The 24,302-nt window shown below is 71.3% G+C and carries 29 protein-coding genes; 14 read left to right on the top strand and 15 right to left on the bottom strand.

Annotated features, from left to right (window positions below; translation table 11 throughout):
• Positions 1-2: 2 nt before the first annotated feature.
• The 3 genes from ABZ915_RS30540 to ABZ915_RS30530 form a co-directional block, all read right to left on the bottom strand.
• Positions 3-1,025 carry a MoxR family ATPase gene (locus ABZ915_RS30540; protein WP_361809905.1) on the bottom strand — a complete coding sequence of 341 codons (1,023 nt, stop codon included), beginning with the start codon at positions 1,023-1,025 and terminating at the stop codon, positions 3-5.
• A 111-nt stretch (positions 1,026-1,136) separates the two neighbouring features.
• The gene (locus ABZ915_RS30535) at positions 1,137-3,290 is read right to left on the bottom strand and encodes a trypsin-like peptidase domain-containing protein (protein WP_361809903.1); all 2,154 of its coding nucleotides are present in this window, start codon (positions 3,288-3,290) and stop codon (positions 1,137-1,139) included.
• A complete protein-coding gene (locus ABZ915_RS30530) occupies positions 3,287-3,844 on the bottom strand; it encodes a CU044_2847 family protein (protein ID WP_361809901.1) in 558 nt (185 codons plus the stop codon). The genes ABZ915_RS30535 and ABZ915_RS30530 overlap by 4 nt, the downstream gene beginning before the upstream one ends.
• A gap of 196 nt (positions 3,845-4,040) precedes the next feature.
• On the opposite strand from ABZ915_RS30530, the gene ABZ915_RS30525 reads away from it, so the two are divergent.
• From ABZ915_RS30525 to ABZ915_RS30515, 3 genes are all read left to right on the top strand, one after another.
• Entirely contained in the window at positions 4,041-4,220 is a 180-nt protein-coding gene (locus tag ABZ915_RS30525; protein WP_086565146.1) for a DUF6104 family protein, read from the top strand.
• A gap of 174 nt (positions 4,221-4,394) precedes the next feature.
• Positions 4,395-5,327 (top strand): hypothetical protein, encoded by a 933-nt coding sequence (locus tag ABZ915_RS30520; protein WP_361809899.1) that lies wholly within the window; start codon positions 4,395-4,397, stop codon positions 5,325-5,327.
• Position 5,328: 1 nt separating this feature from the next.
• Positions 5,329-6,372, top strand: a complete 1,044-nt coding sequence (locus ABZ915_RS30515; RefSeq protein WP_361809897.1) for a helix-turn-helix transcriptional regulator — start codon at positions 5,329-5,331, stop codon at positions 6,370-6,372.
• Positions 6,373-6,420: 48 nt separating this feature from the next.
• On the opposite strand, the gene ABZ915_RS30510 is transcribed toward ABZ915_RS30515, so the two are convergent.
• From ABZ915_RS30510 to ABZ915_RS30495, 4 genes are all read right to left on the bottom strand, one after another.
• Positions 6,421-6,984: a Clp protease N-terminal domain-containing protein gene (locus ABZ915_RS30510; RefSeq protein WP_361809895.1), complete on the bottom strand. Its 564-nt coding sequence runs from the start codon at positions 6,982-6,984 to the stop codon at positions 6,421-6,423.
• Positions 6,984-7,193: an HTH domain-containing protein gene (locus ABZ915_RS30505; protein WP_018571396.1), complete on the bottom strand. Its 210-nt coding sequence runs from the start codon at positions 7,191-7,193 to the stop codon at positions 6,984-6,986. Before ABZ915_RS30505 ends, ABZ915_RS30510 begins: the two co-directional genes overlap by 1 nt.
• Positions 7,194-7,307: 114 nt before the next feature.
• Entirely contained in the window at positions 7,308-8,273 is a 966-nt protein-coding gene (locus ABZ915_RS30500) for a zinc-binding dehydrogenase (protein WP_361809893.1), read from the bottom strand.
• 130 nt (positions 8,274-8,403) lie between these two features.
• Complete coding sequence (locus ABZ915_RS30495; protein WP_361809891.1) at positions 8,404-9,627, bottom strand: NADP-dependent malic enzyme; 1,224 nt, start codon at positions 9,625-9,627, stop codon at positions 8,404-8,406.
• A 506-nt stretch (positions 9,628-10,133) separates the two neighbouring features.
• Between ABZ915_RS30495 and ABZ915_RS30490 the strand changes: the two genes are divergently transcribed.
• From ABZ915_RS30490 to ABZ915_RS30480, 3 genes are read left to right on the top strand one after another with little or no spacing between them, the layout of a single operon-like run.
• Positions 10,134-11,096 (top strand): ABC transporter substrate-binding protein, encoded by a 963-nt coding sequence (locus tag ABZ915_RS30490; protein WP_361809889.1) that lies wholly within the window; start codon positions 10,134-10,136, stop codon positions 11,094-11,096.
• A 32-nt stretch (positions 11,097-11,128) separates the two neighbouring features.
• On the top strand, positions 11,129-12,058 hold the full coding sequence (locus ABZ915_RS30485; RefSeq protein ID WP_361809887.1) for an amino acid ABC transporter permease: 930 nt from the start codon (positions 11,129-11,131) through the stop codon (positions 12,056-12,058).
• The gene (locus ABZ915_RS30480; protein WP_361809885.1) at positions 12,055-12,855 is read left to right on the top strand and encodes an amino acid ABC transporter ATP-binding protein; all 801 of its coding nucleotides are present in this window, start codon (positions 12,055-12,057) and stop codon (positions 12,853-12,855) included. Before ABZ915_RS30485 ends, ABZ915_RS30480 begins: the two co-directional genes overlap by 4 nt.
• A 62-nt stretch (positions 12,856-12,917) precedes the next feature.
• On the opposite strand, the gene ABZ915_RS30475 is transcribed toward ABZ915_RS30480, so the two are convergent.
• Positions 12,918-13,676, bottom strand: a complete 759-nt coding sequence (locus ABZ915_RS30475; protein WP_361809883.1) for a class I SAM-dependent methyltransferase — start codon at positions 13,674-13,676, stop codon at positions 12,918-12,920.
• A 100-nt stretch (positions 13,677-13,776) separates the two neighbouring features.
• Here ABZ915_RS30475 and ABZ915_RS30470 point away from each other — a divergent pair, with 100 nt between their 5' ends.
• Entirely contained in the window at positions 13,777-14,406 is a 630-nt protein-coding gene (locus ABZ915_RS30470; protein ID WP_361809881.1) for a CGNR zinc finger domain-containing protein, read from the top strand.
• On the opposite strand, the gene sodX is transcribed toward ABZ915_RS30470, so the two are convergent.
• Positions 14,310-14,744, bottom strand: a complete 435-nt coding sequence (gene sodX / locus ABZ915_RS30465) for a nickel-type superoxide dismutase maturation protease (RefSeq protein WP_361810179.1) — start codon at positions 14,742-14,744, stop codon at positions 14,310-14,312. The two genes, ABZ915_RS30470 and sodX, sit on opposite strands and share 97 nt — an antisense overlap.
• A 145-nt stretch (positions 14,745-14,889) precedes the next feature.
• Between sodX and sodN the strand changes: the two genes are divergently transcribed.
• Positions 14,890-15,285, top strand: a complete 396-nt coding sequence (gene sodN / locus ABZ915_RS30460) for a superoxide dismutase, Ni (RefSeq protein WP_031140564.1) — start codon at positions 14,890-14,892, stop codon at positions 15,283-15,285.
• A 156-nt stretch (positions 15,286-15,441) separates the two neighbouring features.
• On the opposite strand, the gene ABZ915_RS30455 is transcribed toward sodN, so the two are convergent.
• The 4 genes from ABZ915_RS30455 to ABZ915_RS30440 form a co-directional block, all read right to left on the bottom strand.
• Positions 15,442-16,260, bottom strand: a complete 819-nt coding sequence (locus ABZ915_RS30455) for a class I SAM-dependent methyltransferase (RefSeq protein WP_361809879.1) — start codon at positions 16,258-16,260, stop codon at positions 15,442-15,444.
• A 132-nt stretch (positions 16,261-16,392) separates the two neighbouring features.
• Positions 16,393-17,289, bottom strand: coding sequence for a polyphosphate kinase 2 (gene ppk2, locus ABZ915_RS30450; protein WP_361810177.1), 897 nt, complete (start codon positions 17,287-17,289; stop codon positions 16,393-16,395).
• 59 nt (positions 17,290-17,348) lie between these two features.
• Positions 17,349-17,582 carry a hypothetical protein gene (locus ABZ915_RS30445; RefSeq protein WP_361809877.1) on the bottom strand — a complete coding sequence of 78 codons (234 nt, stop codon included), beginning with the start codon at positions 17,580-17,582 and terminating at the stop codon, positions 17,349-17,351.
• Positions 17,583-17,597: 15 nt separating this feature from the next.
• Positions 17,598-18,752 (bottom strand): inorganic phosphate transporter, encoded by a 1,155-nt coding sequence (locus ABZ915_RS30440; RefSeq protein WP_361809875.1) that lies wholly within the window; start codon positions 18,750-18,752, stop codon positions 17,598-17,600.
• 104 nt (positions 18,753-18,856) lie between these two features.
• On the opposite strand from ABZ915_RS30440, the gene ABZ915_RS30435 reads away from it, so the two are divergent.
• From ABZ915_RS30435 to ABZ915_RS30410, 6 genes are all read left to right on the top strand, one after another.
• Positions 18,857-19,255: a helix-turn-helix transcriptional regulator gene (locus ABZ915_RS30435; RefSeq protein WP_361809873.1), complete on the top strand. Its 399-nt coding sequence runs from the start codon at positions 18,857-18,859 to the stop codon at positions 19,253-19,255.
• Between the two features lie 131 nt (positions 19,256-19,386).
• Positions 19,387-19,761: a hypothetical protein gene (locus tag ABZ915_RS30430; RefSeq protein WP_361809871.1), complete on the top strand. Its 375-nt coding sequence runs from the start codon at positions 19,387-19,389 to the stop codon at positions 19,759-19,761.
• Between the two features lies 1 nt (position 19,762).
• Positions 19,763-21,079: a tetratricopeptide repeat protein gene (locus ABZ915_RS30425; protein ID WP_361809869.1), complete on the top strand. Its 1,317-nt coding sequence runs from the start codon at positions 19,763-19,765 to the stop codon at positions 21,077-21,079.
• Positions 21,079-22,434 carry a Clp protease N-terminal domain-containing protein gene (locus ABZ915_RS30420; protein WP_361809867.1) on the top strand — a complete coding sequence of 452 codons (1,356 nt, stop codon included), beginning with the start codon at positions 21,079-21,081 and terminating at the stop codon, positions 22,432-22,434. The genes ABZ915_RS30425 and ABZ915_RS30420 overlap by 1 nt, the downstream gene beginning before the upstream one ends.
• 37 nt (positions 22,435-22,471) lie before the next feature.
• Positions 22,472-22,888: a VOC family protein gene (locus ABZ915_RS30415; RefSeq protein WP_361809865.1), complete on the top strand. Its 417-nt coding sequence runs from the start codon at positions 22,472-22,474 to the stop codon at positions 22,886-22,888.
• Positions 22,885-23,622, top strand: a complete 738-nt coding sequence (locus tag ABZ915_RS30410) for a VOC family protein (protein ID WP_361809863.1) — start codon at positions 22,885-22,887, stop codon at positions 23,620-23,622. Before ABZ915_RS30415 ends, ABZ915_RS30410 begins: the two co-directional genes overlap by 4 nt.
• Positions 23,623-23,641: 19 nt before the next feature.
• Here ABZ915_RS30410 and ABZ915_RS30405 read toward each other — a convergent pair whose 3' ends face one another.
• Together ABZ915_RS30405 and ABZ915_RS30400 are read right to left on the bottom strand one after the other, a co-directional pair.
• Positions 23,642-23,974 carry a DUF952 domain-containing protein gene (locus ABZ915_RS30405; RefSeq protein WP_361809861.1) on the bottom strand — a complete coding sequence of 111 codons (333 nt, stop codon included), beginning with the start codon at positions 23,972-23,974 and terminating at the stop codon, positions 23,642-23,644.
• Between the two features lie 9 nt (positions 23,975-23,983).
• Positions 23,984-24,199 (bottom strand): hypothetical protein, encoded by a 216-nt coding sequence (locus ABZ915_RS30400; protein ID WP_361809859.1) that lies wholly within the window; start codon positions 24,197-24,199, stop codon positions 23,984-23,986.
• Positions 24,200-24,302: the final 103 nt, after the last annotated feature.

Here is a 24,302-nt window from a genome sequence, read left to right as displayed (position 1 = left end):
CCTCACCTCGGACGGTCGAGTCGCTGGATGAGCAGGTCGGCGAGTCGGTCGCGGCTGGGCGGGGCGGCCGCGTCGGTGAGGTAGATCGCGTTCAGCAGCTGGTCGGCGGCGAGGAGTTCGCTGCGGGAACGCTCCAGGAAGCGGGAGATCAGGTCGTCGCCCGCGCGGGCCGCCTCGTCGCCGAGGTGGGCGCGTACGAAGGTGGCGAGCCGGTTGTGGTCGGGGCGGCCCAGTTCCAGGTGGATGCAGCGGCGCATCAGCGGGGCGGGGAAGTCCCGCTCCCCGTTGCTGGTGAGGACGACGAACGGGAAGGCCCCGCAGCGCACCCGGCCGTCGCGGACGCGGACCTTGGTGCCGTCGGCGGTGAGCACCTCGGCCTCGCCGTCCGGCAGCCGGTCGGCTATGCGCTGGAGCTCGGGTATCTCGAACTCGCCCTCCTCCAGGACGTTCAGCAGGTCGTTGGGCAGGTCGATGTCGCTCTTGTCGAGTTCGTCGATGAGCAGCACGCGCGGTGTGGCGGAGGGCAGCAGGGCGGTGCCGAGCGGGCCGAGGCGGATGTAGCTGCCGATGGCCTCGACGGCTCCGGGGCTGCCCGCCGCCGTGCCGTAGCCGCCTTGCGCGGCGATCTGGACGTCCTGGAGCCGGGCGATGGCGTCGTAGTGGTACAGGCCGTCCTGGAGTGTGGAGCGGCTGACGATGGACCAGCGCAGTACGTCGCCCAGGCCCAGCTCGTACGCCACCGAGTGGGCCAGGGTGCTCTTGCCCGCGCCGGGGCTGCCGGTGACGAGCAGGGGACGGCGCAGGTAGAGCGCCGCGTTGATCATCTCCAGTTCCTCGGCGCCGGGCCGGTGCAGTTCCGCCAGGTGCCGGTGCGCGCCCAGCCTGCGGTCCCGGGAGCCGTCGCCGTCGCCCGCAGTGTCCCGGCCGGCGAAGTCCCGCCAGGGCGGCGGCGGGGGCAGCCGGCTCATTCCGTCGTGGGGTTCTCCGGCGCCTCGGTAGATGAGCCACTCACTGGATTCGGTCATGGTCCGGTCCTCGTCGTCACTCGTCCGCCACGGCAGCCGTCGAACGTGCATCACGGTATCGATCCGCAGGAAAGCTGGTAAGAGGCCGAGGGGTGCTCGGGGCACGTCGCATCAGGGGGCCTCCAGGAGGTCTCCGGCGCCGGGCAAGGGCCGCTGCGGATCGTCGTACAAGAGTGCTATTCCGTCGGCCCAGTAGGCCTCCGTGAGGCCCGCGTGCCGCTTCACGCGCAGTCCGTGCACCAGGTCCGGGAGGAACATGGCGCCCGCCCCGTCGTCGACGACCTGCTTGGCCCCCCGGTGGAACTCCCCGCACACGGCGTCCGGCTGGCTCCGCCAGCGGCGCCACAGCACCACCCCGAAGCCGGCGTACAGAATCCTGCCGAGGGCGGCGGCGTCGTCCTCGTAGCGCTGGTCGCCGTAGCGGCACAGCACCGGGACCGTACGGGGCGGCCGACGGCGCAGTTCCGCGGCGGTCGGCACCGGCTCGCGCACCCCGTCGTCGCAGTCCAGCACCTCGGTCTGGGCGTCGCGGGCGTGCAGCCGGCGCCAGCGGTCCTGGGGGTCCAGGTCCTCGTCCCCGGCCGCGCCCCACTCGGCGCCGGACGTCCCGTACTCGCCGTCGCCCGGCAGCTGATCGCGGTCGGAGCAGCGCACGACGACCGGCCGTTCGGCACCCAGCGGGGGGCCGTCCGGGCGCAGCCGCCAGTCGTCCACGGCCAGGCCGAGCAGCAGGTGCGGCAGGGCCGCGTGCAGGGCCGCCGGCCGGCCGGGCTCGTCGCACTGGCGGAAGGCCTCGGCGAGCGGAGCGGTCACCCGGGCCGGCAGCTCCTGAAGCGAGGTGCGCTCGGCCTCGTGCAGACGGATCACGTCGCCTTCCGGGGCGGCCACGGAGACCGCCCAGTCGCAGCGCTCGGGCTCCCAGCCCCTCGGCAGCACTTCGAGCAGCACGGACAGCCGGGGCCCGGAGTCACCGGGCCGCTCCCGGGCCGGCTCGCCCAGCGGCGGCGACGGGGTGCCGATGGCGGAGGGCAGCGGACCGACCGGGACGGCGTGGGGACGGCGGCGCAGCCCCAGCCACTGGGCGCGCCGCCGGGCCAGGCCGCTGCGGTAGCCGCTGTCGAGGCCCGTGGACGCCTGCTTCACCCACTCCCACAGCGCCTGTTCGGCGTCCAGCAGGCTGGGCGTGGCCGGACGCTCGGCCGCCATCACCTGCATCGCGTAGTCGAGTACGAGCTTCAGCGCCCCGTCCTGCCGCGCGTTCTCGTACAGCGCGCCCAGGCCGTCCCGCCAGCCGCGGGGAGCCGGTACCAGGGTGGGGAGCTGGAAGTTCGGCAGGGAGTCGAGGACGTCGAGCAGGCCCCGGGTGGTGGCCGGCGGCGGCAGTTCGGCGAGCCGGCCGAGCAGCTCGCCGCGTTCGTCGGGGCCGAGGGTCCGGCCCGGTCGCGCGCCGAGCTCCGCCTGGAGGTCGGCCCAGGTGGGGCGCCGGGAGTCCGAGGGCTGCTGCCGGTCGCGGTGGTAGCGGTCGTGGGCGTGGAAGACCGCCTGGTAGACGTCGTCGTGTTCGCTGCGGACGGCGTCCGGCGGCACCTGTAACGTCCGCAGGCGCTCGATCCCGGTGGAGGTGCCCCCCGTCCCGTGGTCGGCGCGCGATTTCAGCACGCCGATGACCTCGCCGCGCACCGGGTCGATCACGGGGCCGCCCGAGACGCCCGGCGGCAGGTCGTTGTGCCCGAGTCGCATCTGCGCCCCCGTCGACCAGCCGCCGATCGTCCCCTGCACGGAGAGGAACCCGTCCAGGATCTGCAACTGGCCTCCGGTCACCGTCCAGCCCGCGTAGAACACCCTGCCCTCGCCGTAGTGCGCGGCGGGCCGCTCGGAGACGTACACGCAGTCGTGGTCGACGGGTTCGCGGAGCCGGACGAGGGCCAGGTCGGGGGCCGGCCAGCTGCCGGGCACCGAGCGTTCGACGTGCTCCGGGAGGGTGGCCGCCACCTGACCGGGGACGGCGGAGGGGCCCTGGCCCGGGCCGGTCTGGTAGACCACCGCCACTTCGCCCCCCTCCCCGCCGTTCACCACGTGTGCGCAGGTCAGAACCCAGTTCGGGGCGATGAAGAATCCGCTGCCGAGAAAGCTGCCGGGTTCGTCCAGGGCATACCCGACACCTGTGCGATGAATGCGCACGGTCGCCGCCATGACGAGTTCACGCAGCGCATGGTGGGCGGCATGGGAACCGCCCGGTGCGCCCCCGTCGTATGCGTTCGTCATGCCCCGCCACCACCGCGGGCGCCCGGGGCGCCCCCGTGCACCGGGGCGCCGGTGGACACATCCGCGCGCGTGGCACCGCCGCTGCCGGGCGACGATCCGTCGTGGGGCGCACGGGGGGCGGCCGGGGGCGCGGTGGCGGCCGGGTCGTCCCGGTCCGCCGCGCGGGAGGCCTGGTCCGGGTCCGGTCCGGGAGCCGCCGGGTCCGGCGGGCCCGAGCCGTGCCAGGTCAGGGTCACCGTGATGCCGGCCTTGGCCTCCCCGTCCGCGAGCAGCCCGACGACCTTTCCGGCCTTCGCGGTCAGCTCGATCCCGAACTCGACGCTCACCTCGTCCGGACGCACCGCGCGCAGCGGGCCGGCCAGCGAGCGCGCGACGCCGGTGACGAGCGAGTGGAGGCTCTCCACGCTCGCCTCCACCCGGTCGGCGAACCCGGTGTCCGTGTACGACAGCTCCCCCGACGGCACGGCCAGCTCCTCGGCCCCCGATATCCGGGCCCACACCGGTGTGCCGTCCGGCAGCTCGATCCGGGCCACCCGCGTCACTTCGTGCCCCATGCCACTCCCCCGTTCCCCCGTTTCCCCATGGCCGGGCCGCCCGCCGGGCAGCCGGCCCCGCACTCGCTCCGCCTATCCTTTTCCTGTCCTGTCGTGGCTTCCCGGGCGGGAAGCCGGCGCCTCTTCTTCCCGCAGGGAGAGGGTTCTTCCCGCGCGGGAGCGGCCCTACCCCTGTTCACACCACGGAGCACCAGCCATGTACTTCACCGACCGAGGCATCGAAGAACTGGAGAAGCGGCGCGGCGAGGAAGAGATCACCTTCGAGTGGCTCGCCGAGCAGTTCCGCACGTTCGTCGACCTGAACCCCGACTTCGAGGTCCCGGTGGAGCGACTGGCGACCTGGCTCGCCCGTCTGGACGACGAGGACGACGAGTAGTCGCGGAGTAACCGCCGATCCCCCTGACACTGGGCCACCGATATGCGGGGCCCAGTGTCAGTCGTGCCCGCACATGCCCTCAAACGAGTGTCTTGACTTCCCGCGTCCACGATATATCGTGTTTCTCAGAAGACGCGATATGGCGTGTCGCGTCCCTGCGAGGAGGTCACACCCATGTCCGAGTGGTCCGTCGCCGAGCCCACCAAGCTCACCTTCGACACCCCCGTCCGCGATCTGCACGTACGCGTGGTCAACGGAACAGTGAACGTCGTGGGTACGGACGAAGGTTCCGCCCGCCTCGAGGTCACGGACATCGAGGGCCCACCCCTGGTGGTCACCCAGCAGGGCGGCACCCTCACGGTGGCCTACGAGGACCTGCCCTGGAAGGGCTTCCTGAAGTGGCTGGACCGGCAGGGCTGGCGGCGCAGCGCGGTCGTCTCCCTCGCGGTCCCGGCGGACACCCGGGTGGAGGTCGGCGTGATCGGCGCCGCGGCCGTCGTCTCCGGGCTCCGCGGGCCCTCGGTGGTCAAGGGCGTCACCGGCGACACCACGCTCGTCTCCCTCTCCGGCCCGGTGCGCGCGGAAACGGTGTCCGGCAACCTCGAGGCACAGGCCGTCACCGGTGACCTGCGGTTCAACTCCGTCTCCGGAGACCTGACCGTGGTGGAGGCCTCGGGCTCCTCGGTGCGGGCCGAGTCGGTCAGCGGCTCGATGATCATCGATCTCGACCCGGACGGCCCGACCGACGTCGGACTGACCAGCGTCTCCGGTGAGATCGCCATCCGGCTCCCGCACCCGGCCGACGCCGACGTCGAGGCGAACACCGCGAGCGGAAGCATCTCCAACGCCTTCGACGACCTCCGGGTGCACGGCCGTTGGGGCGCCCACAAGGTCACCGGCCGGCTCGGCGCGGGCACCGGCAAGCTCAGGGCCACGACGGTCTCCGGCTCGATCGCCCTGCTCCGCCGCCCGCCCAGGGACGACGAGGAGGACGCCCCACCGGCCGGACCACAGCACGACTCGGGGGACAATTCCGTTTCCGGCCGGGGCGGCCCCGCAGGCGGCGACGCCCCGGCCGACGGCACGACCGACAAGAAGGTGCTCTGACATGCCTCCCGTCTTCGCCCACGGCCGCCTCCGCCTCTACCTGCTGAAGCTGCTCGACGAGGCCCCGCGCCACGGCTACGAGGTGATCCGGCTCCTAGAGGAACGCTTCCAGGGGCTGTACGCACCGTCGGCGGGCACCGTCTACCCCCGGCTGGCCAAGCTGGAGGCCGAGGGCCTGGTCACCCACACCACGGAGGGCGGCCGCAAGGTGTACGCGATCACGGACGCCGGCCGCACCGAGCTGGCCGACCGCAGCGGTGAGCTGGCCGACCTGGAGCTGGAGATCCGCGAGTCGGTCGCCGAGCTCGCCGCCGAGATAAAGGCCGACGTGCGCGGCGCGGCGGGCGATTTGCGGCGCGAGATGCGGGCGGCGGCCTCGCAGGCCCGGCAGGGCGGCAAGGCGGGCGCCGGCGACCACGACCCCTTCGCGGAATACGGCGGGCCGGCCGAGAGGGAGGCCTGGCGCCTCGCCAAGGAGGAGATGCGCCGGGTCAAGCAGGAGTGGAAGGAGCAGGCCCGCCGCGCCAAGGACGAGAGCCGCCGGGCCCGCGAGGAGGCCCAGCGAGCCCGCCGCCAGGCCCAGGAGGCGCAGTCACAGGCGCGGGAGCAGGCCCAGGAGGAGATGCAGCGCATCGCCCGCCGCGTCCAGGAGCACGTCCAGGACCACTTCACCCGCGGGGACTGGCCGACCGGGCTCCGGGAGGGTCTCTCCGAACTCACCAAGGAGTTCAGCGAGTTCGGCAAGGACTTCGGCTTCGGCCGCACGGGCACCGAGAAGACCGGCGCCGGCACGGGGAAGCGCACCCCCGAGTACTCCGACACCCCGGAGGACTTCCCCGCCGACTACGAACCGGCCTGGGCCCACGAGGACCCCACCGGCGACCCCGCCCGCGACCTGGACCGCCTGCTCGACCGGTTCCGGGACGACATCCGGGACGCGGCCCGCGACCACGGCGTCACCGGCGACCAGCTCCGCGACACCCGCCGCCATCTGTCGACGGCGGCGGCACACATCGGGGTGATCCTGCGGAACCCCAAGGCCTGAGCACAGAACAGGGCAGCACCGGGCAGGGGCAACAGGCGGGCGGGCTCGTCAGCCCGCCTTTGCCTCGCCGCCGCCGTACAGCACGCGCGTCAGCGACTCGAAGGTCACGCCGTGGTCGGCGAGGACCTCGGCCGGCACGCCGGGCCGGGAGGCGAGGGCGAGCAGGAGGTGCTCGTCGCCGATGTGGCGGTCGCGGTGGGCGAGGGCGACGCGCAGCGCCCCTTCCAGGACGTCCTTCGCGTCCCGGCTGAAGGAGCGGCGCCCCGACCACCAGCCCTTGTCCTGGCGGTCGCCGGACATCGCCCCGACGCCGTGCGCCTCCTCGACTCGGGAGACGATCTCCGACACGTCGATCCCGAGTCCGGCGAGAGCGTCCGCCTCGGCCCGGGACAGACCTGCCCTCCGCCGCGCCTCGGCCAGAGCCTCCCGCACAGAGGCCTTGCGCTCGGCGAGTCCGAGCGCGGCCAGCGCGAAGGAAGCGCGGCTCGCTTCCCGGTCGAGCAGGGCCAGCAGCAGATACTCCGCGCCGACGGACTGCGCCCCCGCGCGCTCCCCGTGCTCGAACGCCCCCCGTACGACTTCCCGAGCGTCCTTGGTGAAGCGTTCGAACATCACTGCCTCCCGTACTTCTTGTGCACGGCCTGCCTGCTGACGCCCAGCTCGGCGGCGATCTCCTGCCACGACCAGCCCTGGTTGCGCGCACTGCGCACCTGCACCGCTTCGAGCTGCTCGAGCAGCCTGCGCAGTGCGGCGACGGCCCGCAGCCCGACCCGTGGATCGCGGTCGCCCGCACGCTCGGCGAGATCCGTTGCTTCGGTCATGACGTCAACATAGGTTGACACCACCCCTTCCGTCAACCATGGTTGACAAACGGCGACGGCCGGCCCGGAAAACCGGACCGGCCGTCGGACAGCCGCGACGCGCGGAAGTGAGGATCAGCCGTTGGTGAGGACGATCTTGCCGAACTGGTCGCCGGACTCCAGCCGCTCGAAGCCCTCGCGGGCGCGATCGAGTGGGAGCACCTCGTCGATGACGGGGCGGACACCGGTGGCGGCGCAGAAGGAGAGCAGGTCCTCCAGTTCGTCCTTGGTGCCCATCGTGGAGCCCACGACCTTCAGCTCCAGGAAGAAGATGCGGGTCAGCTCGGCGTGCGAGGGACGGTCGCCGCTGGTGGCCCCGGAGATGACGATCGTGCCGCCGGGCCGCAGCGACTTCACCGAGTGGGACCAGGTGGCGGCGCCGACGGTCTCGATCACGGCGTCCACCCGCTGCGGGAGCCGCGCCCCCGACTCGACCGCCTCGACGGCACCCAGCTCCAGGGCCCGCTTCCGCTTGGCCTCGTCCCGGCTGGTGGCGAAGACCCGCAGCCCGGCCGCCTTGCCGAGCACGATCGCGGCCGTGGCGACACCGCCGCCGGCCCCCTGGACGAGGACGGAGTCACCGGGCCGCACCCCCGCGTTGGTGAACAGCATCCGGTACGCCGTCAGCCAGGCCGTGGGCAGGCAGGCGGCCTCCGCGAAGGAGAGCTCCTTGGGCTTGGGCAGGACGTTCCAGGTCGGCACGGCGACCTGCTCGGCGAAGGTGCCCTGGTAGCGCTCGGTGAGGATGGAGCGGGGTTCGTTCGGGCCGACGCCGTGGCCGGTCTGCCCGATGACGGAGTGCAGGACGACCTCGTTGCCGTCCTCGTCGACGCCGGCGGCGTCACAGCCGAGGATCATCGGCAGCTTGTCCTCGGCGAGGCCGACGCCGCGCAGGGACCAGAGGTCGTGGTGATTGAGGGAGGCGGCCCTGACGTCGACCGTGCTCCAGCCGGGACGGGCCTCGGGGGCCGGGCGCTCCCCCAACTCAAGGCCGGAAAGCGGCTGGTCGCGGTCGATTCGGGCGGCGTAGACAGCGAACATGGGCACGACGATAGGTTCCCGGCGGGGCCGGCGGAACCACAGACCCCTGTGACACATGCCCTCTTGCCAGGTCGGCCCAATGCGGGTGGGAAAGAAATGACCCCGCCCGGACGGACGGGGTCATTCAGGCTCACCGACGGGCAACACCCTCGGCCCGGGCAGCGGCGGCGACCGCCGCGGTCACGGCAGGAGCCACCCGCTCGTCGAACGGCGAGGGAATCACGTAGTCGGCGGCGAGGTCGTCCCCGACGACCGCGGCAAGCGCCTCGGCCGCCGCGATCTTCATCCCCTCGGTGATCCGGGAGGCCCGCACCTGAAGCGCGCCCGCGAAGATCCCGGGGAACGCCAGCACGTTGTTGATCTGGTTCGGGAAGTCCGACCGGCCGGTGGCGACGACAGCCGCGTACTTGTGCGCGACCTCGGGGTGCACCTCCGGGTTCGGGTTGGCCATCGCGAACACGAAGGCGCCCTCCGCCATGGAGGCCACCGCCGCCTCGGCGACCGTGCCGCCGGAGACGCCGATGAAGACGTCGGCGCCGGCCAGCGCGTCCTCCAGCGATCCGCTGATGCCCGCCTTGTTGGTGAACCCGGCCAGCTCGCGCTTGACGGAGTTCAGGTCCTCACGGTCGGCGGACACCACGCCCTTGCGGTCGGCGACCGCGACATCCCCGATGCCGGCCTCGACCAGCATCTTGGCGATGGCGACACCGGCCGCGCCGGCGCCGGAGATGACGGCCCGCAGGTCGCCGATCGACCGGCCGCTCAGCCGCGCCGCGTTCCGCAGCGCCGCCAGGGTCACCACGGCCGTGCCGTGCTGGTCGTCGTGGAAGACCGGGATGTCCAGCCGCTCCTGGAGCTGCCGCTCGACCTCGAAGCACCGCGGCGCCGAGATGTCCTCGAGGTTCACCCCACCGAAGGACGGGGCGAGCCGGACCACGGTCTCGACGATCTCGTCGACGCCCGTGCAGTCGAGCGCGATCGGCACCGCGTCCACGCCGCCGAACTGCTTGAACAGGATCGCCTTGCCCTCCATCACCGGGAGGGAGGCCAGGGGACCGATGTCCCCGAGCCCCAGCACGGCCGTACCGTCGGTCACGACAGCGACCACCGACGACTTCCACGTGTAGTCGTCGACCAGCTCGGGCTTCTCCGCGATCGCGGTGCACACGCGCGCCACACCGGGCGTGTACGCGAGGGAAAGGTCGTCCTTGTCACGGACCGGCACGGTGGCCTGCACGGCCATCTTGCCGCCGCGGTGCAGCGCGAACGCCGGATCGAAGGCATCGAGGGGCTCGGCCCCGCCGTCCTGGTCCGTATTGCTGTCGCTGCGAGGATTGACGATCTCCGCTGCCACTTTGTTTTACCCCTTAAGTATTTACGGTTGAGGGTTGACCACTCCTGGTGAGGGGTGGGCGGGACCGTGCACGGCCCGATTCACTGATACGTACGGGCGTACACGACGGGCGCGCCGCACACGCGCCCTGAGCCCCGGATGAGGGGTGTAAAGAACCTTCTTACCGGACGGACGGCACCGACGACGAGTCCATTAGGTGCAAGGTCACATCGCGGCCCTCGACGGGGCCTGGTCGGAGCCTCAAGGCCGACCACATCATGGGACGCACCGAAGATTTTCCGGCTGGACGGCTGGATTCCCGCAGATACCGGGTGATGTGGTGCCGAGGATGTGCCGACCTGATGCGGTTCGGGGGGTCACCCGTTATCCGATTTTGACATAGTCAGTGACCTGAACGGCGTAGTCCGACTGGCAAGATGCCGTAAACCCACGAGGTCGCGACACCCGAAGGTGTGTGTTCTCGTCGACCCATCGGCATCTCCACCCATCCGCCGGAGGAACCCACAATGACCGCAAGCTCCACCCGTCGTACGACCGCCGCGCACTCCCGTCTGGCCGCGGTCGGTGCGATCGCGGTCGCAGGCGCTCTGCTGCTCACCGGCTGCGGTGACCACACCGACAAGAGCGGTTCGGACAACTCGAGCTCCGCTTCCTCCTCGGCGCCCCTCGCCGCCAAGCTCCCCGCGGACATCCGCAAGGCGGGCGTCGTCCAGGTGGGCTCCGACATCGCGTACCCGCCGGTCGAGGTCATGCAGGGCGGCAAGGCCGTCGGCATCGACCCGGACATCGCGGACGCCCTCGGCAAGCAGCTGGGCGTGAAGTTCGAGTTCCAGAACGGCAAGTTCGACAACCTGATCGTGGGCCTTCAGGCCAAGCGGTTCCAGGTGCTCATGTCGGCGATGAACGACACCAAGGACCGCCAGAACGGCATCAACTCCGACACCGGCAAGAAGGTCGGCAACGGCGTCGACTTCGTCGACTACTTCACCGCCGGCACCTCGATCCTGGTCCAGAAGGGCAACCCGAAGGGCATCAAGTCGCTCGACGACCTGTGCGGCAAGGTCGTGGCCCTGCAGAAGGGCACCACGTCCGAGGGCATCGCCAAGGCGCAGACCAAGAAGTGCACGAAGGACGGCAAGAAGGCCATCGATCTTCAGACCTTCGACACCGACCCCGAGGCGCTGCTCCGTCTGAAGCAGGGCGCGTCCGTCGCCGACCTGAACGACTTCCCGGTGGCGGCCTACAACGCGAAGACCTCCGGTGGCGGCAAGGACTTCGAGGTCGTCGGCGACCAGATCGAGGCGGGTCCGTACGGCATCGCGGTCAGCAAGGAGAACACCCAGCTGCGGGACGCCCTCCAGGCCGCCATGGCCGCGATCATCAAGAACGGCGAGTACCAGAAGATCCTTCAGAAGTGGAACGTCACGCAGGGTGCGGTCACCGAGTCGAAGATCAACGGCGGCTCCTGAACAGCCTCGGGCAACACTGAAGGGCTGTCATCGTGACTGACACCGTCGACAAGGTTCCGGCGCCGTCGCTGCCGCCGGAGCAGATCAAGGCCATCCCTGTGCGGCACTACGGCCGCTGGGTGTCCGGCGTCGTGGTCATCGCCATCGTGGCGCTGATCGGGATCGCGTTCTCCAACGCGAAGATCAACTACAGCGTCATCCCCGACTACGTCTTCGATCCGGGCATCGTGGCCGGCGCCTGGACCACGCTGTACATCTCCGTGCTGGCCATGGTGCTCGGCGTCGCCCTCGGCGTGGTCCTCGCCGTGATGCGGCTGTCGTCGAACCCGGTCACCAGCACCGTGTCCTGGTTCTACATCTGGTTCTTCCGGGGCACCCCGGTCCTGGTCCAGCTGCTGCTCTGGTACAACATCGCGCTCGTCTTCCCCGTCCTGAACCTGGGGTTCTACAAGGACGAGATGAACCAGGTGATGACACCGGTCCTCACGGCCCTGCTGGGTCTCGGCCTGAACGAGGCCGCGTACATGTCGGAGATCGTCCGCGCCGGCATCCAGTCGGTCGACGAGGGGCAGACGGAGGCGTCGCACGCGCTGGGCATGACCCAGGGCCAGACGCTGCGCCGGGTGATCCTCCCGCAGGCCATGCGGGTCATCATCCCGCCGACCGGCAACGAGTTCATCAACATGCTGAAGACCTCGTCGCTGGCCTACGCGGTCCAGCTCCCCGAGCTGATCAAGAAGGCCAACGACATCTCCAGCGCCTCGCTGGCGGTCGTCGAGATGTACTTCGTCGCCTGCATCTGGTACCTGTTCCTGACCACGATCTTCAGCATCGTCCAGTACTACATCGAGCGCCGTTACGCCCGCGGTTCGACGCGCAACCTGCCGCCGACGCCGTTCCAGCGCCTGAAGAAGTACCTCCGCATGTTCGGTTCGTTCCGCCGTCCGGAGGTGGCCCGATGACCGGTCTCAGCAAGGACTTCACGCCGCCGAGCAGCGGCGCGCCGATGGTCAGGGCCGAGGGCGTGCACAAGTCCTTCGGTCTGTCGCACATCCTCAAGGGCATCGACCTGGAGGTGAACCCGCGCGAGGTGTTCTGCCTGATCGGCCCGTCCGGTTCCGGCAAGTCCACCTTCCTGCGGTGCATCAACCACCTGGAGAAGATCAGCGCCGGCCGGCTGTACGTCGACGGCGACCTGGTGGGCTACCGGCAGAAGGGCGACAAGCTCTACGAGCTGAAGGAGAAGGAGGTCGCGGCGCAGCGGCGGGACATCGGCATGGTGTTCCAGCGCTTCAACCTCTTCCCGCACATGACGGCGCTGGAGAACGTCATGGAGGCGCCGCTCCAGGTCAAGCGCGAGTCCAAGGCGGTCGCCCGGGAGCGCGCGGAGCGGCTCCTCGACCGGGTGGGCCTCGGCGACCGCAAGGGCCACTACCCGGCCCAGCTCTCCGGCGGTCAGCAGCAGCGCGTCGCCATCGCGCGGGCGCTGGCGATGCAGCCGAAGCTGATGCTCTTCGACGAGCCGACCTCGGCCCTCGACCCCGAGCTGGTCGGCGAGGTGCTGGACGTGATGCGGGACCTCGCGGAGGACGGCATGACGATGATCGTCGTCACGCACGAGATGGGCTTCGCCCGCGAGGTCGGGGACTCCCTGGTGTTCATGGACGACGGTGTGGTGGTCGAGTCCGGCCACCCCCGCGAGGTCCTGACGAATCCGCAGCACGAGCGGACGAAGTCGTTCCTGTCCAAGGTGCTGTGACGCTCCGCTGAGCGAGACGCCGAGCAAGAGGGGCGGTACGGATGTCCGTACCGCCCCTTCTGTCACTTCAGCGCCAGCAGCAGGGTGTCCGACGGCGAGCACCACACCGCGCGGGCCTCGCCGAAGCCCTTCTCGCGCAGGACACGTGAGTGCCACGCGGCGGGCGGCATGTCGCCGTCGGCGTGCTCGCCGTAGATCTCGAAGCGACGGGCCGTCGGTCCCGCGAGGACCGGGTCCTCGGCCGCCAGCTGCCACCACTCGGCCCAGTCCGGGGCGCCCGCGGCCCTGGCCTGATCCATGCGGGCGTGGCGCTGGGCGCGCTCGGCCGCGTTGATCCGGGGCGTGGTGTCGTCGATCATGTGGTCCGCGTTCATGAAGACACCGCCGTCGCGGACGAGTCCCGCGACCTGACCGTAGAGGGCCGCGAGGGGTTCGCTGTGCAGCCAGTGCAGGGCCGTGGCGGTCAGGACGGCGTCGTAGGAGTCGTACGGCAGTCTCGCCGGCCAGTCGGGGTCCTTGAGGTCGGCCGTGACGAGGGTGACCCGCTCGTCGCCCGCGAAGGTGCCCTCGGCGATGGTCAGGAGGGCCGGGTCGAGGTCGACGCCGACGCTGGTGGCGCCGGGGAACCGGGCGAGCAGCCGGGCGGTGATGCTGCCGGTGCCGCAGGCGAGGTCGAGGACGCGCGGCGCGGTGCCGACGACCGCCTCGGCCATGTCGAGCATGATGCGGAAGCGTTCCTCGCGGTCCGGCATGTACCACTCCTGCTGCCGGTCCCAGCTCTCCTGCCAGGCCGCCCAGTCGGTTCCGGTACTGGTGGTCATGGAAACCCTGTCTCCCCTCACCCGCGTAATACCCTGGAAGCACGACCGGCTATTACCCGACCGCATCCCAAACCATAGAGTGCCTCCGTAAGGACTACAAGTGGAACTGGCCTATTACTCGGATTACGCCGTGCGTCTCGTCAACAGCGAGGAACCGGCCCGGGGCAAGGACACCCTGACCTCGGTCGACGCGGTCCGCGATCTGTTCGGCGCCAACTCCTCCGCGGCCCGCCGCGCCGCCGACGCGGACGTCACGCGCTTCCGCTCGGTGCGCGCCCGGCTGCGCGCGGTCTTCGAGGCGGCCGACACCGGCGACGAGACCCTGGCCGTCGACCTGCTGAACTCCCTGCTCCTGGAGTTCCCGGTGAGCCCGCAGATCTCCGGGCACGACCACCGGGACGAGGACGGCCGCCCGCTGTGGCACATGCACCTGGCCGACCACCCGTCGAACGCGACGGCCGGCTACGCGGCGATCGCCGCGATGGGCCTCGCCTTCCACCTCACGGAGTACGGCGTCGACCGCCTCGGCCTGTGCGAGGCGCCGCCCTGCCGCAACGCCTACCTCGACACCTCCACCAACCGCTCCCGGCGCTACTGCTCGGACCGCTGCGCGACCCGCGCCAACGTGGCCGCCTACCGCGCCCGCAAGCGCCTGGAGGCCGACCGGTCGGAGAAGACCGGCCTCGCGGCCGACAGCGCCCAGCGGGCCAGCGCCAGCGGCGAGCGCTGACCGGCCTTGAGCGGCCGGAACCGCAAACGGACCCGCCCGAGGACCAGGTCCTCCGGCACGGCCCCGTAGTCGGTGCTGTCCCCTCCCGCGTACGTGTTGTCCCCGAGCACCCACCAGCCGCCCTCGCGCAGCTCCACCGCGCGCTTGACGACGAGCAGGTCCTGCTGGAAGGGATGGCGCAGGACGACCACGTCCCCCGGCCTGATCCTGGCGCCGTAGTGCACCACGAGCCGGTCGCCGTGGTAGAGCGTGGGCACCATGGACGGCCCGGTCACCTCGGCCAGCCCGAAGGGCGGAACGACCCTCCCCCGTTCGGTCTCCTGCGACAGCTCCGGCATCCCCGGCACCTCCCCGTTCCGTTCCTCCACCAGTCTCAGTTTCACCCCGGACTTTTGTCCTAAGCCCAAGGGGGCACTCGCGAAATCCCGTCCCTCAGGGAGTAATGTCCCACCTGAGAAGACGATCACGAGGAAGGAATGCTCCATGCTTTCCCGCCTGTTTGCCCCCAAGGTCAAGGTCAGCGCGCACTGCGACCTGCCCTGTGGCGTGTACGACCCGGCCCAGGCCCGCATCGAGGCGGAGTCGGTGAAGGCCGTCCAGGAGAAGATGGCCGCCAACGACGACCCGCACTTCCAGGCGCGCGCCACCGTCATCAAGGAGCAGCGCGCGGAGCTCGCCAAGCACCACGTCTCCGTGCTCTGGAGCGACTACTTCAAGCCCCCGCACTTCGAGAAGTACCCGGAGCTGCACCAGCTGGTCAACGACACCCTGAAGGCCCTCTCGGCCGCCAAGGGCTCCACCGACCCGGCGACGGGCCAGAAGGCGCTGGACTACATCGCCCAGATCGACAAGATCTTCTGGGAGACCAAGAAGGCCTGATCTTTTCCTATGCCTTCTGACCTGCGATTACGTTGGTTGCAGTGTCTCCCTGTCCGTACCCGGTCCGCAGGCCGCGCCATCCCCGGCGCCCCTCCCGGACCGGGTACGGTCTTTTTCACCCGCCCACCGGTGGGTGCTGCCCCGCGGCGACGTCTTTCACCGACGGCAGACGAGGATGCCGCCCAGGCACGTGATCTCGAAGGCTCCGTGTCGGGCGATGTGCTCCAGGAGGATCACGCGAGCCCGCTCGACGGTGGCCTCGAAGGGCACGTCGTGCTGGTCCGCCCACGCCCGGTACGAGGCCATGTGCGCGATGACCGGCTCGGGATCGTGGACCGTGATGGTGCCTGGCAGCCTGATCGTCTCCACGCGGCCGAACTCCTCTCCCAAGAAGGCCGGGGCCTTCTCCAGTGAGAAGCGGGCACTGAGCGAGATCCGGGCCGGACCGCGTCCGATGCCGAGGACGTCGCCGGCGGCCCGCTGCCACAGGTCGTCGAGTTCAGCCTTGTCCCGATCGCTGTTGGTGGAGACGATCACCAACCCGTCTCGGGCGACGACACGGGACAACTCCCTGACCGCCTGAGGGATGTCATGGACGTGGTACAGCATGTGCGGCGCCAGGGCGGCGTCGACGCTCGCCGTGGCCAACGGCAGGCGGGTGGCGTCCGCCACGGCGACCGGGCCGGGCACACCGGCGAGGATGCCGGGAGCGACGTCCAGGCCGAGCAGCGTCAGATCGGGCCGGTCCTCACGGAGCCGCTGGATGAACTTGCCGTTGCCGCAACCGACATCGACCACGCGCCCGCGTACGCCGCCCAGTCTTTCGGCGACGATGCCGGGCAGGTCGTGACGGGGCGTCTGCCACTGGTAGAGCGACTGGCGTGCGGCCAGGTCCCGGTCGCCGTTGTAGGCGCTTCCCGCGAGGCGGGCCCGGTCGGTGACGGCGGCGGCGTGTGCGGCGGACTGTTCGGTCACGTCGGCAGCTCCGGAGGGTGGGCGGCGGGTGCCGCGAGGACGACCGTGCGCTGGAGCCGTTCACGCGGGCGTGCGGCCCGCGCGGTTCCACCGTACTGCCGTCCTCCCAACTCCGGTTCCGCCGCAGCAGGTTCACTGATCGCCGTCGTCGTCCTCCCCGGCCTCCAGGAGGCCCGCCGCGGCACCCACGACGCGCGGGTCGGGGCGGCCGACGATCTCGTCGTCCTTGCCGGTGTAGTCGAAGCGGGCGAGGACGCTGCGCATGGCCTCGACCCGGGCGCGCTTCTTGTCGTTGCTCTTCACCACGGTCCAGGGCGCGTGCCCGGTGTCCGTCTCGCGGAACATGGCGACCTTGGCGGCGGTGTAGTCGTCCCAGCGGTCCAGCGAGGCGAGGTCCATGGGGCTGAGCTTCCACTGCCGTACGGGGTCGACCTGGCGGATGGTGAAGCGGGTGCGCTGCTCGCTCTGGGAGACCGAGAACCAGAACTTCACCAGGTCGACGCCGTCGTCCACGAGCATCCGCTCGAACAGCGGCGCCTGGCGCATGAAGCGCCGGTACTCGTCGTCCGTGCAGAAGCCCATGACCCGCTCGACGCCGGCCCGGTTGTACCAGGAGCGGTCGAACATCACGATCTCGCCCTCGGTCGGCAGATGCTCCACGTACCGCTGGAAGTACCACTGCCCGCGCTCGCGTTCGGTCGGCTTCTCCAGCGCCACCACCCGGGCGCCGCGCGGGTTGAGGTGCTCCGTGAAGCGCTTGATGGTGCCGCCCTTGCCGGCCGCGTCCCGCCCCTCGAAGACGATGACCAGCCGGCGCCCGGTCTCCTTGATCCAGCTCTGGAGCTTCAGCAACTCGATCTGCTGGAGCCGCTTGTGCCAGTCGTACTCCTTGCGCTCCATCCGCTGCGCGTACGGGTAGTTCTCCCGCCAGGTGTCGATCGGGCTGCCGTCGGGGCGGACGAGTACCGGGTCGTCGGGGTCGGTGTAGTCGACCTTCAGGTCGGCCAGTTCGGTCAGCAGGGGCGGCATCGTCATCCTTGCTCCCGTCTCGTCATCCTTGCTCTCGTCTCGTCTTCCTCGTACCCGTCTCAGTGGAACTGCGGCACGATCAGATAGATGCCGTACGCCACCACGGCCGCGCAGGCGAGGAAGCACAGGCCGGCCTGGGCCATGCCGAGGACCTCCGTCCCGTCGCCCTCCTCGCGGGCGCCCTCGAAACGGGCGAGGCCGAGGACGCCGAGGGCGAACACGACGACCACCGCGACGGTGACGCCGATGCTCACCGTGGTGACCTGGCCGAGTGCGTTCCAGTCCAGATGCATCTCGAGTCTCCTGGATCAGGCGGCCGTGCCGACGCGGGCCGGTGCCGTGGGACGGACGTTGACCTCGTGGTGCTCGTTGACGTTGTCGGCGTGCACCGGGTTGCGGCGTGAGATGACGACGATGCCCGCGGAGAGGGCCGCACCGACCAGCGCGACGACGACCGTGCCGAAGTTGCCGCCGTGCGTGACCACGCTCGCGGCGAGCCCGCCGACCAGTGCGGCGGCGGGCAGGGTGATCAGCCAGGCGACCACCATCCGGCCCGCGACGCCCCAGCGGACCTCCGCCAGGCGCCGGCCCAGGCCCGCGCCGAGGATGCTGCCGGAGGCGACCTGGGTGGTGGACAGGGCGAAGCCGAGGTGGGCGGAGGTGAGGATGACGGTCGTGGAGGCCGTCTCGGCGGCGAAGCCCTGCGGGGACTGGATCTCGGTGAGGCCCTTGCCCATCGTGCGGATGATCCGCCAGCCGCCGATGTAGGTGCCCAGGCCGATCGCCAGCCCGGCCGACGCGATCACCCAGGCCGGCGGTCCCGCGTCATGGCCCAGCGCGCCCGCCGAGATCAGGGTCAGCGTGATGACGCCCATGGTCTTCTGGGCGTCGTTGGTGCCGTGCGCGAGGGAGACCAGTGAGGCCGAGGCTATCTGGCCGAGCCGGAAGCCCTTGGTGACCGAGTCCTTGCGGGCCCGCTGAGTGAGCTTGTAGGCGAGGTACGTCGCGATCAGCGCCGCCAGGCCGGCCACCACCGGCGAGGCCACGGCCGGGATCAGTATCTTCTCGACAACCTTGTCGAAGTGCACGCCGTGCGACCCCGCACCGACCCAGACGGCCCCGATGAGCCCGCCGAACAGCGCGTGCGAGGAACTCGACGGCAGCCCGGCCAGCCAGGTCAGCAGGTTCCACAGGATCGCCCCGACCAGCCCCGCGAAGATCATCCCCGGGGTGACGAGGGTGTCGTCCACGATCCCGCCGGAGATCGTCTTGGCGACCTCCGTGGACAGGAAGGCGCCGACCACGTTGAGGGCACCGCTGATCAGCACCGCGGTTTTCGGTTTGAGCGCGCCGGTGGCGATGGACGTGGCCATCGCGTTCGCCGTGTCGTGGAATCCGTTGGTGAAGTCGAAGGCGAGCGCCGTGACGATGACGACCGTCACGAGGAACGTGATGTGGTCCATCCCTTGAGGGAAGCAAGCGCGGGCCAACGCCCGGCCAACTGGAGGCGAAGGGTCCGTCGAAGTGAGACGCACCGTATTCACACCCGCCGTGCCATGCTGTCGGGGTGACGCGCGAAGACCTCGTCCGCCTGCGCCGGACCCGCGACCGCATGAACCGCGAGTACGCCGAGCCCCTCGACATGGCCGAGCTCGCGCGCACCGCCCTGATGTCCCCCGGCCACTTCCAGCGCAGCTTCCGCAAGGCCTTCGGGGAGACGCCGTACAGCTACCTCATGACCCGCCGCATCGAGCGCGCCAAGGCCCTGCTGCGCCGCGGCGACCTCAGCGTCACCGAGGTCTGCATCGCCGTGGGCTGTACCTCCCTGGGCTCGTTCAGTTCCCGCTTCACCGAGCTGGTCGGCGAGACCCCGAGCGCGTACCGGGCCCGCCCGCACGAGGAGACCGCGGTGATCCCGTCCTGCGTGGCCCGCACCTTCACCCGGCCACGGCGCCGCCCCTACTGACCGGCACTCACCCACCCCTCCCGGCTTACACTGGTCTCTTCCCAACAGCCTTGCCGATCAAGGTCGTTGCAAGACCGACGCGAGGGCATCGCAGGATCATCGCAAGGTCATCGAGCGGAAACGGGGGAACCGTGGCGACCGCACTCATCTCCGTCCTGAGCGAGGACCCGGTCAGGGACGCCGAGTCGCTGACCGACTGGCTCAGAGGCGAACCGGCGCTCGCCGGGAAGGTCCGGCTGACCGGAGCCGCACCCGCACCGGGACAGCTGGGCGCCACCCTGGACACCGTGACCGTGCTGCTGGGGGCGGGCGGCCCACTGACCGTGCTCGCCTCCTGCCTGCGCACCTGGATCGCCCAGCCGCGCCGCGGCGACGTACGGCTGAAGGTCGAGCTGGACGGCGGGCGCGTCGTCGAGATCGACGCCAAGCGGGTCGACGCCGAGGACGTGGCCCAACTCCTGCGGCAGGCCCGCGAGGAGGGGCCGGAGCAGAGCGTGCGGGACTGACGTGCGCCTCCCCGACCCCCACCGCTCCCGGGTCGTGCTGATCGGCGCCGGCCACTACTCCGACCCGGCCCTGCCCGACCTCCCGGCCGTGCACCGCACCATCACCGACCTGGCGGTCCTCTTCACCGACCAGTACTACGGACTGGTCCCCGACAGCCACTGCACGATGCTGCTCGACGAGGGCGACCTCAGGACCGTCGGCGGGCGGCTGCGGGCCGCCGTGGCCGAGGCGGAGGACCTGCTCCTCGTGTACTACGCGGGGCACGGGCTGGTCAGCGGCCGACGCCACGAGCTGTACCTGGCGCTGCCCGACAGCGAGTGGGCGGCGCCGGAGTTCAACTCCCTGGAGTACGACAAGCTGCGCGACGCCGTGCTCGACAGCCCCGCCGAGACCAAGGTGGTCGTCCTCGACTGCTGCTTCTCCGGCCGGGCCGTCACCGACTCCCTCTCCGGCGGGGAGGCCGAGCGGATCGGGCAGCTGGAGGTGGCCGGCACCTATGTGCTGACCTCGGCGCAGCGCGACCAGGTCGCCCTCGCGCTGCCGGAGGAGGACCACACCGCGTTCTCCGGCCGGTTCATGCGGCTGCTGCGCGAGGGTGTGGTCGGCGGGCCCGAACTGCTCACCGTCGACGACCTCTACCAGCGGCTGCGGGCGATCATGGAGGCCGAGGGCCTGCCCACCCCGCTCAACCGCGGCGCCGGGAGCGCGCACCGGATCGCCCTGGGCATCAACCGTGCCTTCGCCGCGACCGCCGGTCCCGACCTGCGCAGACGGCAGGTCTCCGCGGTGGAGCAGGGCAAGGCCGGGGACTGGAAGGGCGCGGCCGGTCAGCTTCAGAAGATCCTCGACGAACAGACCAGGGTCCTCGGTGCCGAGGACCCCGACACCCTGCGCACCCGCCAGTCCTACGCGCACAGTCTGGGCGGCGCCGGCACCCCGGTGGAGGCCGCCGGACTGCTCCGGCAACTGCTCGCCGACCAGATCCGGCTCCTCGGCCCCGACCACGAGGACACCCTGCGCACCCGGCAGTTCCTCGCCGTCAACCTCGGTGAGGCGGGTCACCGCGAGGAGGCCATCGGCATGCTGCGGGTGCTGCTGGCCGACCGGGGCCGCGTCCTGGGCGCCGAACACCCGCACACCCTGCGCACCCGGCACATCCTGGCCCGCAACCTCGCCCTGACCGGCGCCCGGGACGAGGCGGTGGCGCTGCTGCGGCAGCTGGTGGCGGAGCGGGAGCGGGTGCTGGGGGCTGAGCATCCGCATACACGGAGGGCTCGGGGGGATCTGGCGGGGGCGGAAGGGGAGGGGGCGGACTGATGCCCGAGCGGTTCAGAGGGGACACGCGGTTCAGCCAGGGGGCGCTGTTCGTCGTGCGGTACGCGGAGCACCACGCCCGGAACCTCAGGCACGGGCACATCGGCACGGAACACCTGCTTCTCGGCCTGGCCGACGAGGCCGATCAGCCCGGGACCGGCCAAGACCTCGAGGCACTGCTCGGTGTCTCGTCGACGCAGATCCGCGGCTCGGTGCTGGGGGCGCGTGGCCTGGGCCGCAGCAAGTCGCCGCAGGCGCTCCCTTACAGCGCCCGGGCCAAGGCCGTACTGGAGCAAGCTCCCCTGGAGGCCGATCTGCTCGGCGCCGCCGACGTGGCACCGGTGCACATCCTTCTCGCCCTGACCGCCGTGGACGGCGGCACCGCGGTGGACGTCCTGCGGGCGAACGGGGTGGACCTGGGCCGCGTACGGCAGTCGGTCATCGGGGGTGCGCGCCTCGGTCCTGCCGAGGCCGCCGAGTCCGCCGGCCTCCTGGAAGCGGTCACCCGCGTGCTCGTCCCGCGCCCCGTCGTCGGCCGCGTCCCCGAGATCGACCGGGTGATCCAGGTACTCACCCGCCACCACCGCAACGTCCCCCTGCTCGTCGGGGAGCCCGGCGTCGGCAAGAAAGCCGTGGCCCTCGGTGTCGCCACGGCGATCGCGGAGGGACGCCTGCCGGCGGTGCTGCGGGACCACACCGTCCGCGCGCTGGACCTCGGCACCACCCTCGCCGACCCGCAGCACCGGGCCCGGGGCGGCGCCCTCGTCGCCGACCTGCTCGACGAGTTCAGGAACAGCCCGCACATCGTGCTCTACCTCGACGGCGCCCTCACCCCCCTGCACCTGCCCGACGGCGTCACCACACCCCTGAACCTGTTCCGCCACCTGCTCGGCACCCCCGACGTCTTCGTCTTCGGCGACTGCGGGCGGGCGCAGTACGAGCGTCGGGCACCCGATCCCGGCCTCGACCGGCTCGTCCAGCCGGTGCCCGTCGAGGAGCCGTCCGACGACGACGTGCGGACCATCCTCCACACCGTCGGCAACCGCCTGGCGAACCACCACGACGTCGTGTTCTTCGCCGACGCCCTGGAGGCCGCCGCCGCCCTCGCGCGGGAGCACGTCCCCGACCAGTCCCTGCCCGGTTCCGCGATCGGCCTGCTCGACGAGGCAGCGGCGCTCGTGCGGATGCAGACCGCACGCTCGGAGCCGCCCGCGGACACGCCCCCGCCCGTCAAGGGGCGGCACGTCCGCGCGGCCCTCGCCGCCTACTCCGGCATCCGGACCGCCACCCCCCGCCCCTCCCCCGCACCCGCCCCCGACCCCGCCGAACACGACCCGTACATCTGGGCCATGAGCTGAGGCAGCGCGGCCCGCCGCCCCGAACTAGCGTGAGCACATGGACCTGAAACTCAAGCAGTGCTTCATCGCCGTCGACGACCACGACAAGGCACTCCACTTCTACGTCGACATCCTGGGCATGGAGGTCCGCAACGACGTCGGCTTCGAGGGGATGCGGTGGGTGACCGTCGGCTCGCCGCTCCAGCCGGACGTGGAGATCGTGCTGGAGCCGCCCGGCATGAACCCGGACGCCTCGCCCGCAGACCGGCAGGCGATGGCCGAACTGCTCGCCAAGGGCATGCTGCGCGGGGTCATCTTCACCACCCGTGACTGCGACGCCCTGTACGCGCGGGTCGAGGAGGCCGGGGGCGAGGTGCTCCAGGAGCCGACGGACCAGCCGTACGGCATGCGTGACTGCGCGTTCCGCGATCCGGCCGGGAACATGCTGCGGTTCATCGAGCGGACGGACGCGTGAACATCCGCTGGACGTACGCCTTCGTCGACCGGCCTGCCGGGCGCCTGGACCGCGCCCGGGAGTTCTGGACGGCCGTCACCGGAACCCGCCTGTCCGAACCCCGGGGCGAGCGGGGCGAGTTCGTGACCCTCCTGCCCGAAGACGGCGCCGACCCCTGCGTGAAGCTCCAGGGCGTCGGCACGGGCGACGGCGGCGCGCATCTGGACCTCTGCGCCGAGGACGTGCCGGCGCTGGTGGAGTCGGCCCGGAAGCTCGGCGCGGGCGTGGTCGCGGAGCACGACGGGTGGTCCGTACTGCGCTCACCCGCCGGGCAGTCGTTCTGCGCGGTGCCGTGGCACGGGGAGTCGGCGCGGCCGCCGGAGGTCGCGGGCAGCAGGCTGGACCAGGTGTGCCTGGACGTGCCGCCGTCCGCGTACGACGCCGAGACCGTCTTCTGGGCGGAACTGACCGGCTGGGACCTGTGGGCGGGCTCACGGTCGGAGTTCCGGGTGCTCGGGCCGCCGCCCGGCCTGCCGGTCCGTGTCCTGTTGCAGCGGCTCGGCGAGGAAGGGCCCGCCTCCGGGCACCTCGACTTGGCCTGCGCGGACATCCCGGCGAGCCGCGCACACCATGAGCGCCTGGGCGCCTCCTTCGTCGCCGACGGCCCCCGCTGGACGGTGATGCGCGATCCGGCGGGCGGGATCTACTGCCTGACCGGCCGGGACCCGCGGACGGGCGCGCTGCCGCCCGGGTAGGGCGCCCGGTCAGGGCCCGTCACCCCCAGGGCTCCACCTCGACCACGGCCTCGACCGGCACGGGCCCGTACACGTGGGGGAACTCCTCGCCGCCCGGTTCCATGGCCTCGTACTTCACCGGCACGCCGAGCCGGCCGGGGTCGACGACCAGGACCACCAGGTCGTCGGGGCCTTCGTAGGAGCCGTACAGGAAGGCGGCGATGCGCGGGAGCTGGTCGCGGGTGGAGAAGTGGATGAAGCCCTCCTCCTGGAGGGTGCGGCCGCGGGTCGACACCTCGTAGGTGCCGCGCTCGCGTGCAGCGTCCCACAGGGAGCGTTCGGTGATGTGCACGATGTACGGCAGTTTCGTCATGCGACCACGCTACGGGCCGGGTTCCTGCCGCGCCGGATCGTTTTCGGGGGGCGCCTGGGGCCCGGGCCGCTCCTCGGGCGCGGCTGCGGCATTCGCCGGGCAGTCGGGGTTGCGGCAGGGCCCGGGCACCCACTTCGGGACCCAGGCGCCCAGCGTCTTGTACCGCCGGATCACCGTCTCGACGGGCTGTCCGCAGGCCGGACAGACCTGCCCCTCGCTGCCCATGCTCCTCAGCGTAGGAGACGAAGGGCGGGGCCCGCACACCGTGGGGATGTGCGGGACCCGCCTGGCCGGAGCCCCCGGTGGCCGTGCGGGGTCAGGAGCCGCA

It is taken from the genome of Streptomyces sp. NPDC046915 (assembly GCF_040644935.1).
Taxonomy (GTDB): Bacteria; Actinomycetota; Actinomycetes; order Streptomycetales; family Streptomycetaceae; genus Streptomyces.
This window is presented reverse-complemented; position numbering and strand designations above follow the sequence as displayed.